General features: G+C 52.2%; 12 protein-coding genes and 2 pseudogenes. 8 read left to right on the top strand and 6 right to left on the bottom strand.

The window, feature by feature from the left end:
• The first annotated feature begins 3 nt into the window (after window positions 1-3).
• The 3 genes and pseudogenes from AC58P5_RS12850 (at window position 4) to AC58P5_RS12840 (ending at window position 2229) form a co-directional block, all read left to right on the top strand.
• Window positions 4-954: a helix-turn-helix transcriptional regulator gene (locus AC58P5_RS12850; protein ID WP_497386986.1), complete on the top strand. Its 951-nt coding sequence runs from the start codon at window positions 4-6 to the stop codon at window positions 952-954.
• A 7-nt stretch (window positions 955-961) separates the two neighbouring features.
• Window positions 962-1109 (top strand): annotated as a pseudogene (locus AC58P5_RS12845) (Tn3 family transposase); the annotation flags it as partial.
• A 148-nt stretch (window positions 1110-1257) separates the two neighbouring features.
• Window positions 1258-2229, top strand: coding sequence for a hypothetical protein (locus AC58P5_RS12840; RefSeq protein ID WP_497386984.1), 972 nt, complete (start codon window positions 1258-1260; stop codon window positions 2227-2229).
• A 465-nt stretch (window positions 2230-2694) separates the two neighbouring features.
• Here AC58P5_RS12840 and AC58P5_RS12835 read toward each other — a convergent pair whose 3' ends face one another.
• The 6 genes and pseudogenes from AC58P5_RS12835 to AC58P5_RS12810 form a co-directional block, all read right to left on the bottom strand.
• On the bottom strand, window positions 2695-3078 hold the full coding sequence (locus AC58P5_RS12835) for a hypothetical protein (RefSeq protein WP_497386982.1): 384 nt from the start codon (window positions 3076-3078) through the stop codon (window positions 2695-2697).
• A 539-nt stretch (window positions 3079-3617) separates the two neighbouring features.
• Window positions 3618-4031, bottom strand: coding sequence for a hypothetical protein (locus AC58P5_RS12830; RefSeq protein ID WP_256123863.1), 414 nt, complete (start codon window positions 4029-4031; stop codon window positions 3618-3620).
• Window positions 4032-4169: 138 nt separating this feature from the next.
• A pseudogene (locus AC58P5_RS12825) lies at window positions 4170-4286 on the bottom strand (IS1595 family transposase); the annotation flags it as partial.
• A 505-nt stretch (window positions 4287-4791) separates the two neighbouring features.
• Window positions 4792-5970, bottom strand: a complete 1179-nt coding sequence (locus AC58P5_RS12820; protein ID WP_497386980.1) for a glycine C-acetyltransferase — start codon at window positions 5968-5970, stop codon at window positions 4792-4794.
• Window positions 5971-5988: 18 nt separating this feature from the next.
• Window positions 5989-7035 (bottom strand): L-threonine 3-dehydrogenase, encoded by a 1047-nt coding sequence (tdh, locus tag AC58P5_RS12815; RefSeq protein WP_497386978.1) that lies wholly within the window; start codon window positions 7033-7035, stop codon window positions 5989-5991.
• 181 nt (window positions 7036-7216) lie between these two features.
• Window positions 7217-7771 carry a helix-turn-helix domain-containing protein gene (locus AC58P5_RS12810; protein WP_497386976.1) on the bottom strand — a complete coding sequence of 185 codons (555 nt, stop codon included), beginning with the start codon at window positions 7769-7771 and terminating at the stop codon, window positions 7217-7219.
• Window positions 7772-7956: 185 nt separating this feature from the next.
• Here AC58P5_RS12810 and AC58P5_RS12805 point away from each other — a divergent pair, with 185 nt between their 5' ends.
• The 5 genes from AC58P5_RS12805 (at window position 7957) to AC58P5_RS12785 (ending at window position 14192) form a co-directional block, all read left to right on the top strand.
• Complete coding sequence (locus AC58P5_RS12805; RefSeq protein ID WP_497386974.1) at window positions 7957-8985, top strand: LacI family DNA-binding transcriptional regulator; 1029 nt, start codon at window positions 7957-7959, stop codon at window positions 8983-8985.
• 426 nt (window positions 8986-9411) lie between these two features.
• A complete protein-coding gene (locus AC58P5_RS12800) occupies window positions 9412-10314 on the top strand; it encodes an ABC transporter permease (RefSeq protein ID WP_497387580.1) in 903 nt (300 codons plus the stop codon).
• Window positions 10315-10329: 15 nt separating this feature from the next.
• Window positions 10330-11211, top strand: a complete 882-nt coding sequence (locus AC58P5_RS12795; RefSeq protein WP_497386972.1) for a carbohydrate ABC transporter permease — start codon at window positions 10330-10332, stop codon at window positions 11209-11211.
• Window positions 11212-11286: 75 nt separating this feature from the next.
• A complete protein-coding gene (locus tag AC58P5_RS12790) occupies window positions 11287-12903 on the top strand; it encodes an extracellular solute-binding protein (RefSeq protein WP_497386970.1) in 1617 nt (538 codons plus the stop codon).
• Between the two features lie 14 nt (window positions 12904-12917).
• Window positions 12918-14192: a Gfo/Idh/MocA family protein gene (locus AC58P5_RS12785; RefSeq protein ID WP_497386968.1), complete on the top strand. Its 1275-nt coding sequence runs from the start codon at window positions 12918-12920 to the stop codon at window positions 14190-14192.
• Window positions 14193-14194 lie beyond the last annotated feature (2 nt).

Below are 14194 nucleotides of genomic sequence, written 5' to 3'. Positions count from 1 at the left end.
CTTATGATGGACAAAGTCATCCGATTGTTTCATATTATTCTGGCCATTCAAGCCAATCCCGGAATCTCGGCTTCGGACATCGCCCGTAAATGCGGAATCAATCCCCGAACGGTTTACCGGGATCTCGCTACATTAAGCCTGATAGCGCCGATCACCAACGACGGCAGGGGGACCGGGTACCGGTTTATGGGGAAGTTTTTCTTGTACCCGTTAAACTTTACGGAACAGGAGGCGCTCGTTTTCTCGATGCTTCCCTCGGTCATTGATACGGAAAAGCTGCCGCCTGGGTTTGACCAGGCTTATCATAAGGTAATGGCCACGCACGGAAAGGAAAAGAGCCACCACCGCGACATCGTGCAGAATATTACGGACATTATCCAGATGGGAGCGCCCGCTTACCGGCAGGAGCATCCGAATTTTTTGGAGACCATTATCTGTGCCATTCTGGATCAGAAATCCATTTCAACCGTCTATCATACGATGTCCCGCAACAAAACGACGGAGAGGCAGATCGATCCGTATTACCTCGTTCCGCGCGAGCAGCGCTTTTATCTCATCGGGTATTGTCATTTGAAGCGGGAGATCCGCACGTTCCGGATGAGCCGTTTTCAGCAGGTGGAAGTGACCGGGCAGGCTTTTGAGAAAGGGGATTTCAACATCCGGCAGTATCTCAAGAACACCTGGTCCATCGAGCGCGGGGACAAAAACATGACGTTCAAGGTGAAGTTCAACGCCGAGGTGGCGCGATATATTAAGGAAGAAGAGTTATTCGTTCATCCGCGTATGCGCGACCGGAAGGACGGGAGCCTTATTTTCGAGGTGACGGTCAACAATGAGCGCGAGTTTCTCAATTGGGTGATGCAGTACGGTCCGGCGGCGGAAATTTTGGAGCCGAAGGCGGTCCGCGAGAAGCTGAAGCAGCAGCTAAACCAATGGGTGGAGCTGTACAAGTGATGGGACAGTTGAATATCAAAAACGGACAGGTAGTTTTAATGAAGACTTATTGCACCATATGTCACCTTTAGGCTGGGAACATATTAATTTGTTTGGAGAATACCATTTTAATTCGTATCTCATTAGAATCTTTAAGACCACTAAAACTTTCTTAACGTTGTTAAAAATGGGGGAATCGTCAGGGAAATGGGCTTATCGTTGTAAATCCACATTTTCCTAACGGTACCCCTTATGGTATATTAACTTCAACGATTTATTACGTCATGGTGTATGGCAATCATTCAGTCGGCAGAGGTGAACAGAATGAAGAATAGCAGGCGAAAGAACTGGGGGACTTTGCAGTATCACATCTCAATGAAGGATCAGGAATTTCAGCTTGAGCCCTACTCGAAACGTTTGTTTGATGTGATCAAGATGGGGCTGCTTTTTGCAGCAGCTCTTTATGTCGTGCTGCTTGTGTTCGAGCTGCTTACCTTGATCGGCTCTTGGAGCAGCAGTTCTTTTCTCGGAATGCAGCGTCTCAATGCATGGATTTGCGGCGGCGTGTTTGTCCTAACCATTGTTGGCGCCTTTCCACGCCTTGCCAAACGTTCTGAGCATAAGCCAGAGCAACTGCGTTTTGAGGATGGATCGCTTTGTTTTCGTCTCAACGGCAACGATGTTGCATGGAGGAGCAGCGACATTCTGGGAGTGAACCAGCACTACCGCCGCAATAACTTGATCACTTCGTGGATGTCCGTATACGATGTACGCACTGCCAAAGGGATATACCGGCTCGATTTGGAAGACTATGCGCGTGAGGTGGTTGTGGCGAATTACTTGCTAGACTGCAACCGGGAGCGCAATGCGGAGAAGGTACGCAAATGGCAGACAGCTAAACAAGCGTTTCGTACGTCGGATCGGGTGACGTTCGGTACGAAGCGGAGGCTCGTTGTCTTCGAACAGCAGCCCCCTTGTATGACAATTGGACATAAGCGGCTGGAACTATCGTCCGTTCGTCGGATTGTCGTCGATCCGACGGTGGAAGGACGCGGGAGATTGAACATTCATGTGGCGGTTATACAGCAGAACGGCAAGGAAGTGGCCCTATCGTCACTGCGTTACCGTGCCATCGAAGACGACTGGGATTCGTTTTTACATCATCTGTTTGCAATCGCAAGAAGGGCCAATGTCCCTGTGGAGTTGAAGACGGAAAACCGTCGTGATGTGTCGCTTGGCCCGTCACGAAACAAAACATATCCAATATGGAACGGAAAGGAAGGAAGCAGCGAATGACTAGAGTCATAGAAGTAGCGAATAAGTCGTCAGAAAAAGGTTAAATCGACCCTATCTAGACGCTATTTTGACTGTGACTTGACGCCAATTACAAGTGCACTTCAACCTGACATAGGACTACAACCATAAGGTTGGCAAGCATTTTAACTGGACATATCGGGGCTTAGCGTGCATTATTTTCCTTTTCGTGAGCTGACCCCTTTTAGGTGTCGTCTACGAAAGTACCATATCTAGAAAACAAGCAGCCTAGATCATTTTTTTGAAAATGGCCAGTTCATTGTTTCTTTATTGTACCTATTTTTAGGATACGGAAATCCATGATCATCAAAATTTACTAAAATGCTTGAAGATACCGTGCATTCATCTAAAGCCTATAGCTTAACTTGATGGGTATGTGGTATGACCCCTAAATGGCTTCAACCTTTTTTCCTCTAAAGATAAATAAAGCTTAAGTCAACTTAAACATCAACCATTTTTAAAATAATTCTGATCTTCGTTCAACTTTTCTAACCATTTTTCAAGCGTCTGTTTTATCTCAAACCTATCCCTTGAACTAATTTCCATTAGCGTATCCCATTTCCCATTAGTGATTGCTAATCCATACTCGCCGCTCGCTCTTGAATCTGGATACCACCCTAAAACAATATGTATCCTTCTATTTTCATCTTTAGGTACATTCCAACTCCCTTTTTCAATTTCCATTTTACTTATTTGAAGTAGGTCTTGTGTAAAGAATGTCCAATTTGTTAAGAAATCATCTTCATTGGGGTCTGATATCGGTTCAACATCATAAAACCTATTATAATAAATAGCGAAACCTTGTGGTATTCTTAGTTCCATTAAATTCATGTTATCATTCCAATCTAATAAAATTCGTGTTTTATTTACTTTTGTTATCTTTGAACCTCTGTCAAGATAGTAGACACAGAATTTAAAGATTTAACGTATTAAAGTAGTACTGGCATTCAAAATCAGATGGCGTGCTGTATCCGATTGATGAATGCGTTCATGGTTGTAATGTCGAATACTATACATCTGGAGTTCTTCCTTTCTCTCTCTAGTATGTGGTAGTGGTACTAAACACTTCGAGATTTGGGGAGGTACTCCTTTTTTATGCCTTAAAATTTCAAGCCCAGTAAGGCTTTCGATTTATGAAATTGATTCAAACAAAAGGTTTTTTGATCCCGCGGTTTATCGTCCCTAAAATTGAAGCGATTAACAGTCTGTAAGCTCCCATAGATCGGGGAGCTAACAGGGGTCACCTCACATGCCCATCAAGCTAAGAAATTCAATGTCACCCAAAACGAAAAAAATGAATCGATCTGTCATAAATAACTATAAAAAGAATAAAAAGATAAAATTTTTCGTTATGGGGGTGTCTCAAAATCTTAACTTGATGGGCATGCCGTCATCCCCTCTAAATTAACAAAACAAGGGAGCACGGTATACATGACTCCACGCATAGCATTAGCCCTGAATGTCATAAGAAATCTCATTCTAGAATTGTCTGCAGGTGTAATCATCGCCATATCAGGACGTATTGCATTGGCTGCCGTTAATGCTTCATTCATGCCCACGCTTGCGATACCCGCAGGACCCATATTACTTCTAATCCAGTAATTCGAAACATTGGTTGCTGACGCTAAATCAGACCGTTGATCATATGTCATTAAAATTTGATTTGGGGCAGTTTGTCTTGCTTCAACTAAAACTGGATGTGGCTGCCGATCCGCCGTAACCGCCGGTAACCCCCAATAAGATTCGCCAGCATAAGCATAATGGGGCATGAGTTCGTTAGTCATAAAACATCCTCCACTTAATTGTTATAGTCAATTGTCATGGGGCTATTGTATGTATACCAAAGCTTTTTGGTTATGAATTATTTGCCAATGGCCAAGTTCTTCAGCCCGCCAGCTTAACATTAAGACCATCTTTATTTGCTTTTGCTCTTGGATTTCATCTATTGCTCGAATCGGAGCTGTCATTCCCTTGGCTCGGGACCGCAAAAAGTTAATAAGTTCACGCTTGCTGCTATCGTCCAAGGCAGCTGCTGCCATAGCCAAAGAAAAAAAGCAATACCTTCAACGGTATTGCTTTCCTTGATTTTTAAGCCTAGCTAGTTTCTCAAGCTGATCTACTACGTCAACTTGTTGAAAATGAATAGGCTGCTGCATGTTTTTTTGTTGGTTCGTTTCATACATTTTTTTCTCTGACATACTTAATTACACTTATTAAACTACCGGGATCGTTGTAAAGCGCTAATTTGTGCATTCAATCACAGGTTTTGGTAGAGAACGGGATTTAACATGGCCATTTTTGTTTCCATACGTTTGAAGTTCTCACTTTTGTAATTCACTTTGTACCCTAGGTAGATGTTAGTAATTTCAACTAAGTTAGTTCTATTGTACTATATTTGACCTAAATATTAACAAATATTTTGGGGGACGAAGATGAAAAAGTAGGGTTGTATTTTGTTTTTGATAATTGTTGCTGCTACCTCCCGCCCTAACCTAAAAAACCTGCCCCGCGGCCTATTGCCAAACAGCCGGGGCAGGTTTTTGCTTATGAAATAAGACCCGTTTCGCGTCCCACTTTTTTGAGCGCCTCTAGGGCAAAGTCCAAATCGTCTTGCGAGTGGGCGGCCGTAATGATCATCCGGATGCGGCCTTTGTCGGCGGCGACGGTAGGGAAGACGATCCCCTGGGCGAAAACGCCTTCCTCCAGCAGACGATTGGAGAAATGCATCGTTGCGGCGGCATCCCCGATAATAATGGGGATAATAGGCGTCTCGCTGGCTCCCGTATCGAAGCCGGCTTGAATCAGCGCCTTGCGGAAACCGTGGGCATGAGACCACATCCGTTCCACCAGCTCCGAGCTGCTGCGGAGAACGCGGATGGCCTCCAGACAGCTGGCCGCAACGGAAGGCGGATGGGACGTGCTGAACAGAAACGGCCTTGCCTTGTGGATCAGCACTTCCTTCAGCGCCTGGCTTCCGGCCGCGTAACCGCCGACCACGCCGATCGCTTTGGACAGGGTGCCGATCTGAATATGCACCCGTCCGTGCAGGTTGAAGTGGTCGGTGGAGCCTTTGCCGTTGCGGCCGAGCACGCCGCTGGCATGGGCATCGTCGACGCAGACGATGGCGTCGTAGCGTTCGGCCAGCTCGACGATGGCCGGCAGGGGCGCGATGTCTCCGTCCATGCTGAACACGCCGTCGGTTACGATGAAGCGCTTCCGGTACTGGCCGCTGGCGCGGAGGACGTCTTCCAGCGCGTTCATGTCCTTGTGCCGGTAGATTTTGCGCGCCGCTTTGGACAGGCGGATTCCGTCGATAATGCTCGCATGGTTAAGCTCGTCGCTGATCACGACATCGCCATCCTGCAGCAGTGTGGAGAACACGCCGAGGTTCGTCGTAAAGCCGGACTGGAAGACGAGCGCGGCTTCCGTTCCTTTGAACGCGGCAAGCTCCCGTTCCAGCTCGTCGTGAATCTTCAGCGTTCCGGCTATCGTGCGTACGGAACCGCTGCCGGCGCCATAGCGGTATACCGCATCCGCGGCGGCCCGCTTGAGGTCGGGATGATTGGCAAATCCGAGATAATTGTTCGAGGAAAGCTGAAGCACCCGCCGGCCGTTCAGTTCCATCCAGACATCCGAGCCGCTTTCCCATACGGCGGGCAGCCGGTACCGGCCTTCCCGTTTGAGCTGCTCCAGTTCTTCCGCCAAATAATCCAATCCGCTCATATGCTCATCCTCCGTTTTCTAAATATGAGTAAAGACAACCTTGGCGCACTGGCCCGAAGCCATCAAGTCAAAAGCTTCCTCGTACCTGTCGAGTGTAAACGTATGCTGGACGAGCGGCTGAAGATCGATGCGGTTCTGGTCCAGCAGCCCCTTGATCTGGTGCCAGGTGTTGTACATGCGCCGTCCGGTTATCCCGTGGACCTGAAGTCCCTTGAAAATCACATGCCGGGACAGGTCGATCGGCACGGAATGAGCCGGAATACCCAGAAGAGAGACTCGGCCTCCGGGGGACATGGCTTCCAGCAGGTCGTTGATGGCGCGGGCGTTGCCGGACATTTCGAGGCCGACTTCGGCTCCTTCGCCGCCCGTCATCTCCCGGATCAGCTCCGGGGCCGAGACCGCGGGAGACGACTGGATCGTCGCGTCGGCGCCCAGCTTCCGGGCCATATCCAGCCGGTACGCGTTAAGGTCGACGGCGATGATTTTGCCTGCGCCCGCGGCCTTCGCTACCTGGACGGCCATGAGGCCGATCGGGCCTACGCCCATGACGACGACGGACTTGCCCACGATGTCGCCGGACAGCACGGACTGGACCGCATTGCCCAGCGGGTCCTGGAGGCAGGCCAGCTCGAAGGGCAGAGCCCTGTCGTTCGGGATGATGTTGACCGCCTTGGTCACCGCATAGTCGGCAAAGCAGCCCGGCGCCGTAATGCCGAAGCTTCGCGTATGAGGGCAGACGTGAGCGTTGCCCGAACGGCATTGTTTGCACATCCCGCAGACAATATGGCCCTCGGCGGACACATAATCCCCTACGCGGACGCGGCTCACCTGCGAGCCCACCTCATGCACGACGCCCGCAAATTCGTGACCGAACACATTGGGGGTCACGACGTGCTGTTCGGCCCAGTCGTCCCACTGATAAATATGCATATCCGTTCCGCAGATCGAGCTCGCTTTGACGCGGATCAAAACTTCATCCGGCCCGCATTCGGGGACGGGCACCTCCATCAGAACGGCTCCGGCTCTGCGATGCGCTTTGACAAGTCCAACCATCGTTTGGGTCATGACCGGCATTCTCCTTTTGAGGAATGATCGTTATAGAGTACTTATGTGCGTTATAAAGTATCTGAATGCTGCTATAGTAACCCAAATTAGATTGGCCTGTAAACAAAAAAATTCCCGCGGGACCCAAAACATTCCTGCGGGAAGGATTAAACCGGAAGCACCGGACCGAAGCGGTGCCGGACTAGAACGGATATAAAATAACGCTCTGAATATGAACCACCTCGTCGGTGCTGTTCCGGTAAATATGACTTTGGTCGGCGTGAAACCGGATGGCGTCGCCGTTTTCCGCCACAATCACCTGCTCGCCGATCTGCATCTCAAGGGTGCCGCGGGTGACCGACACGTATTCCTCCACTCCCTCGTGATGAGGGTCGGATTCGTATTCGCAGCCGGGCTGAAGCTCCACGGAATAAATCTCGAAGCGGGAGCTTCCGTCGTAAGGAAAGAGCGGATAAGCCGTATATTTCCCCTCTTCCGACGAGATCGGAAACAGCTCGGATTTCTTTACCAGCGTAACCGACGGCTTCTCATCCTCGATGAGCGCCGAAACCGAAATATGCAGGCCGTGGGCGATTTTCCATAAAATCGTGATGGTGGGATTCGATTCCGCCCGTTCGATCTGGGCCAGCATCGTTTTGCTGACGCCCGTCAGCTCCGCGAGCTTATCCAGGCTGAGCCCGCGCGAGCGGCGGATTTTTTTGAGATTGCCCGCCACCCGTTCAACCATGTTATCCATCTGTGTACCTCCGTAGTAAACGTTCTGTGCTTTCCCTCCATCATATCATCATCGGGCTTTGCGGAAAACGGCCGTGCGGGACAGTTTGATCGTCTGGGCCCAATTGCCTATAACGGTTGCCTCCCGGACGCAAGTGTATGATAAGATGGGAGGGATGAGAAGGAACAGGAAGGAGCGGACAATCCTTGACCAGGCTTAAAGATATTGCGGATGTGATCGGCGTCTCCATCTCCACCGTGTCCAGGGCAATCAGCAACGATACGAGCCGGCCGGTGAGCGAAGAAACGAAACGGAAAATAAGGGAAACCGCCATGAAGCTCGGTTATCCGCTGGACGATACCCCGGGAGCGGCCGTAAACCGGACACAGATCGCCTGCGTCATTCCCGGCAAGCTGCTGGGCAATCATCCGTATTTCTCGGAGGTGCTCCAGGGATTCCACGGGAAGATGGCCGAGATGGGACAGCCCGCCGCCATCGTCCGGACATTCGAGGAAGTGAACGACGCGGAACGCTTCCAGGCTATGCTGACGGAGTCGGGAGCCGGGGGAATACTCGCGCTGGGGTGGTACGACAAGGAGCTTCACGAGCTGCTGGATAACCAGGGCATTCCCATTCTCGGCGTCAGCTTGAACGACGATTCCCTGAAAATGCCCATTGTGGACTGCGACCGGGTGTCGGCCGCCCGGATGGCGGTGGGGCATCTGCTCGATCAGGGGCATACGAGGATCGGGTATGTGGGCGGCCCCGCTTTTTTCAAAAAGCTGGAGAACGACGAACGGTTCATCGGGTTCCAGTTCGCGATGCTCCAGGGCAACCTGCCGATCCGCAAAGAGTGGATCGTCAATACGAACTGGGACGTGGACCTGAGCTACCGGCTCGTGACCGGCATGCTGCAGGAGCTGCCACGGGCGGACTGGCCTACCGCCCTGTTCTGCGCCAGCGACATGCTGGCGATTCCGGCGATGCGGGCCGCTCTGGAACAGCAGTGCCGCATTCCCGAAGACATCGCCTTTGTCGGGATGGACAATATCGGGTTCTCGCAGTACACGAGTCCGCCGCTCACCTCGATCGATGTGCCGCGGCAGGAAATCGGCAAGCTGGCCGCCAAATTCCTCTGCGACTATGTAGAGGAGGACTACCGGATTCCGCCGCGGATTTTACTGCCCTGCTCCCTGATCGTCCGGGAATCGTCGGTTCACGATATCCGGCCTTAGACGGGAGCATAGGGAACGCGAGCCAAAAGCAAGAGTCTGACAGAACCATGTCAGGCTTTTTTTAGCTGCGCCTTTTTATCCAAAAAGTTTGGAGTCATGTTAGCCAAAAAGTTGTTGCATTCCTCGAGCCGTTTTGGTAAATTAGGGTCAACAAGTTTCTTGTAAGCGTTTTCTAAACGTGAAATCATCCTGCTAGTCCTACAAATCCATTGAATTGAACCCGATTTCCGACGAAAATGATTCCAAAAATTATCCAAATATAAAATGATTTTTGGATAAGCGTTTTACGGCCCTAAAGTCTTTTCGCAGGTCCGAAAGCGAATCGAACGAATTTTCAATCCCGGAAGGAGACTTAACGTGGCTGAAACTATTCTCAAACGCGGCGGCCCGGAAACGGGGACGCATTCCCGTCCGGTTCCGCGCAAAATGACGCTGGGCAGACGGATTCTCCGCAATTGGCAGCTTTATCTGCTGATTTCGCCCGTGGTGCTATATTACATCGTGTTCCACTATGTGCCGATGTACGGCCTGCAGATCGCCTTCAAGGATTTTGTGGCGAACAAAGGGATCTGGGGCAGCGCCTGGGTCGGATTTGACCATTTCCAGCGGTTTTTCAACAGTTACTTTTTTCAGCGTCTCATTACGAATACGATCGGTCTCGGTCTTTATACCCTGGCGCTCGGATTCCCGATCCCGATTATTCTCGCTCTCCTCATGAACGAAGTCCAATCCCAGAAGTTTAAGAAATTCGTTCAAACCGTCACCTACGCGCCCCATTTTCTTTCCACGGTCGTCGTTGTAGGCATGATGATGATGTTCCTCAATCCCAGATACGGCCTCGTCAACACCTTTCTCGGGATGTTCGGCGTTAAACCGATCAACTTTCTTGCCGATCCTTCCTGGTTCAAAACGCTCTATGTGCTCTCCGATGTTTGGCAGACGATGGGGTGGAGTTCCATTATTTATCTGGCGGCTCTCGCCGGCGTAGACAACCAGCTTCACGAGGCGGCGCGCGTGGACGGGGCGACCCGGCTCCAGCGTATCTGGCACATTAACCTTCCCGGCATCCGCCCGACGATTGTTATCCTGCTTATCCTGAATCTGGGAAGCGTCATGTCCATCGGCTTCGAAAAAGTGCTCCTGATGCAGAATACCCTCAACATGCAAAGTTCCGACATTATCGATACCTACGTATACCGCAGCGGGATTCTCGACGCGGACTATAGTTTTTCCGCCGCCGTCGGCCTGTTCAGTACGGTAATCAACTTTATTCTGCTGATCAGCGTGAACTGGATCTCCAAACGCTTCAGCGAATCGAGCCTATGGTAGGAAGAGGGAGAAGAGATGGAAAATACCCGTGAAGACCGCTTGTTCAACACCGTCATTTACCTGGTTCTCGGGCTGGTGCTGCTGATCGTCCTGTACCCGCTGGTATTCGTGCTCAGCGCTTCGTTCAGCGAACCCCAGTACATTATGAACGGGGAAGTGCTGCTCTGGCCCAAAGGGCTGACGCTGGATTCATACGCCAAAATTTTCGAGGACAGCCACATTTTGCGTGGCTTCGGGAACACGCTCCTGTATACGACCACGGGGACGTGCCTGAACGTGATCATGACGATTCTGGCGGCTTACCCCCTTTCCCGCAAAGATTTCGTGGGCCGCAACCTGTTCATGGGCCTGTTCGTGTTCACGATGTTTTTCAGCGGGGGGCTCATTCCGACCTACATTCTGATCAAAAATCTCGGCCTGCTGAACTCGTTCTGGGTCATGATTTTGCCCGGCGCCGTGTCCATCTGGAACATCATCATCATGCGGACCTTTTTCCAGCAGACGATTCCCGGGGAGCTTGAAGAGGCGGCGACCATCGACGGCTGCTCCAATATGCAGATCCTCACGAGGGTCATCCTGCCGCTGTCCATGCCGATCATCGCCGTCACCATTCTGTTCTATGCGGTCGGGCACTGGAACTCGTTCTTCAACGCTCTGCTCTACCTGTCCGACAAAAGCAAGTTTCCGCTTCAGCTCGTCCTGCGCGAAATTCTTATTCAAGGGCAGACGGACAGCATGGTCAAAATGTCGACGGAATCGGCGATCAAGCAGCAGCGGGCAGTGGAAGGCATCAAATATGCCGTTCTCGTCCTGGCCAATCTCCCGATGTTCCTGCTCTATCCGTTCCTTCAGCGGTACTTCGTCAAAGGAATTATGATCGGCGCCATCAAAGGCTGATCGTTTATCCTATATGCGATTCACGATATTCGCGATATTCGCGATAGTTACGATTAAACAAGGGAGGTTAACGAGATGAAGAGAAAGAGAGCGATGAAACTCGTTTTGGCTTGCGCGCTGACGACGGCGGTGCTGTCCGGCTGTAGCAGCGGCGGTGAGAAAGGCGCCGGGGAAGGGGCGGAGGCGAAGGGCGTGAATGCGACGGGATTCCCGATCGTTCAGGAGCCGGTCACGGTCAATGCTTTTGCCGCCAAATTTTTCGCCAATGCCGACTGGAACAAATTGAAGCTGTGGCAGGAATACGAGAAGAAAACGAACATCCACATCAACTGGGAGACGGTCCAGAAGGACGCCTTGAAAGAAAAACGGAATCTGCTTATGGCGAGCAGCGGGTATCCCGACCTGTTTTACGCTTCCGCTTTCTCGAAATCCGACTTGTTTAAATACGGCAAGCAGGGCGTGTTCCTGCCCCTGAACGAGTACATCGATCAATATGCGCCGAACCTCAAGGCTCTAATGGAGAAATACCCGGTCATTAAAAAAGGCATCACCATGCCGGACGGCAAAATTTACAGCCTGCCGACTTTGTATGACCCCGAATTCCGGTCCGTTTTCTTCAACACCCCTTGGGTCAAAACGGAATGGCTGACCAAGCTGGGTCTGAAGGAACCGACGAATCTCGACGAATTCGCGGCGATGCTGAAGGCGTTCAAGCAGGGAGATCCGAACGGGAACGGCAAGCCGGATGAAATCGCGTGGGGCGGAGTCGGGACGAATGGAATTGTCGGGTATCTGAGAGGTTCCTTCGGTCTGGGCAATCACGGCAACGCCAACCAATATGTCGATACGGAACCGGATTCGGGCAAAATCCGCTTTGTCCCCGCCGATCCGCGCTACAAAGAAATGCTGGAATACATCCACAAGCTGTACAAAGACGGCCTGCTGGAGCAGGATATCGCCTCCGTGAAAAGCGAGGAAGTCGACGCCAAGGGAACCGCCGGGCTGCTGGGCATCGTGGATAACGTAGATCCTGCGGCGATCTACAATCAGAAGGGATACGCCGGTCTGCCGGTACTGAAGGGACCGCACGGCGATCAGCTCTATACGTATATCGGCTCGCCGCTCGGCAACATTGGGATGTTTATTCTGACCGATAAAGCGAAAAATCCGGCCGCTCTGGTCCGGTGGATGGATTATTTTTACGGCGAGGAAGGCATCAAGATGTTCTTCATGGGCTGGAAAGACGACACGTACAAGGAAGAGAGCGACGGAACGGTCGATTATGTGGACGCCATCAAAAACAACAAGGACGGTCTCAGTCTCGACCAGGCGGTCAGCCAATACCTGATCTGGCCGGGCGGGTATTACCCGGGTTTCGTCAAGCAGGCGTACTTCAAAGGAGCGGAAGGGCTTCCTACCTCCGTAGAGAATTCGAAGAAAGCCGATCCGCACGTACTCAAGCCGGAGGAAATCTGGCCGGCCTTCAATTTCACGACGGAAGAGCAGCAGGAATTGACGACGCTTGCCAATGACATCGAAACGTATGTCACGGAAATGAAAGATAAATTCATCGTCGGAGATGCGCCTCTGTCCCAGTGGGACGACTATGTGGCAACCCTGAACAAAATGGGACTGGACCGCTACAAGCAAATTTATCAGGCTGCACTGGACCGCTACTCCAAGAGCAGTTAAGGGAGAGAGAGAACATGAGCGAATTGACCGCAATATTAATCGGCGCGGGCGCCCGGGGAGCGGGCGGCTACGCCCCCTATGCCCTGGATTATCCGCATGAGCTGCAGTTCGTGGCCGTGGCGGAGACAGATGCCGGACGCAGGGAGAAAATGGCGGAGAAACACGGCATTCCTGAGGAGCACCGCTACGACACGTGGGAAGAGCTGCTGAACCTGCCCAAAATGGCGGATATCGCCGTCATCTGTACCCAGGACCGGATGCACTACGAGCCGACGATGCGGGCGCTTGCCGCCAAGTATCACGTGCTGCTGGAGAAGCCGATGTCCCCGGACCCGCGCGAGTGCCTGGACATGGAGCAGGCCGCCCGGGACAACGACCGGCTGCTCACGATCTGCCACGTGCTGCGCTACACGCCGTTCTGGACGGCGGTCAAGACGGCCATCACGGAGGGCAGAATCGGCGAGGTGGTGTCCATCCAGCTCAACGAGAACGTGGGCTACTGGCATATCGCCCACAGCTTCGTGAGAGGGAACTGGAACAACTCGCACAAAGCCAGTCCGATGATCCTGGCCAAATCGTGCCACGACATGGACGTCCTGTCGTGGCTGATGGATAAGCCGTGCAGCCGGGTAAGCTCGTTCGGCTCGCTCATGCACTTCAACGGGGCGCACGCGCCCGAAGGCTCCGCAGATCGCTGCCTCGACTGCGCGGTGGAGCCGACGTGCCCGTACTCCGCCACGCGGTTCTATCTCAGCCAAGAATTCAGAGGCTGGGCCGGGCACTTCACGAGCGATCTGTCCAAGGAGAGCATCGTGAAAGGGCTGCGCGAGACGGACTACGGACGCTGCGTGTACCGCAGCGACAATAACGTCGTCGATCACCAGGTGGTGAACATGGAGTTCGAGGGAGGCGCCACGGCCATGTTCAGCATGTGCGGCTTTACGTTCGAACAGGAGCGGCGCATTCAGATCATGGGTACGCGGGGAGAACTGCGGGCGGAGGGCGATTCGATTATCGTCTACGATTTTCTGACGCATCAGAAGACGGAGATTACGATTCCCGTCCAAACGGCCGGACACGGAGGCGGGGACAGCGGCATCGTCCGCAGCTTCCTCCAGGAAGTGCGGGGCTACAGCGGTCAGGAAGGCCTCACCTCGGCGGCCGCCTCCGTCCGCAGCCATCTGATGGCTTTTGCGGCCGAAGAATCCCGTCTGAACGGCGGGGCGCCGATCGAACTGACGGAATATGCCCGGACACTCACGCAAAATGCGGGCGGACTAAGCGGATAATC

It is taken from the genome of Paenibacillus sp. JT31N7, from assembly GCF_059692095.1.
This window is presented reverse-complemented; position numbering and strand designations above follow the sequence as displayed.

Excerpts from the sequence above, each read along its gene's own strand:
- AC58P5_RS12810 (WP_497386976.1), bottom strand. The coding sequence starts at position 7,771 with ATGGATAACATGGTTGAACGGGTGGCGGGCAATCTCAAAAAAATCCGC.
- AC58P5_RS12795 (WP_497386972.1), top strand. The coding sequence starts at position 10,330 with ATGGAAAATACCCGTGAAGACCGCTTGTTCAACACCGTCATTTACCTG.
- AC58P5_RS12840 (WP_497386984.1), top strand. The coding sequence starts at position 1,258 with ATGAAGAATAGCAGGCGAAAGAACTGGGGGACTTTGCAGTATCACATC.
- AC58P5_RS12850 (WP_497386986.1), top strand. The coding sequence starts at position 4 with ATGATGGACAAAGTCATCCGATTGTTTCATATTATTCTGGCCATTCAA.
- AC58P5_RS12800 (WP_497387580.1), top strand. The coding sequence starts at position 9,412 with ATGACGCTGGGCAGACGGATTCTCCGCAATTGGCAGCTTTATCTGCTG.
- AC58P5_RS12835 (WP_497386982.1), bottom strand. The coding sequence starts at position 3,078 with ATGAATTTAATGGAACTAAGAATACCACAAGGTTTCGCTATTTATTAT.
- tdh (WP_497386978.1), bottom strand. The coding sequence starts at position 7,035 with ATGACCCAAACGATGGTTGGACTTGTCAAAGCGCATCGCAGAGCCGGA.
- AC58P5_RS12830 (WP_256123863.1), bottom strand. The coding sequence starts at position 4,031 with ATGACTAACGAACTCATGCCCCATTATGCTTATGCTGGCGAATCTTAT.
- AC58P5_RS12790 (WP_497386970.1), top strand. The coding sequence starts at position 11,287 with ATGAAGAGAAAGAGAGCGATGAAACTCGTTTTGGCTTGCGCGCTGACG.
- AC58P5_RS12820 (WP_497386980.1), bottom strand. The coding sequence starts at position 5,970 with ATGAGCGGATTGGATTATTTGGCGGAAGAACTGGAGCAGCTCAAACGG.
- AC58P5_RS12785 (WP_497386968.1), top strand. The coding sequence starts at position 12,918 with ATGAGCGAATTGACCGCAATATTAATCGGCGCGGGCGCCCGGGGAGCG.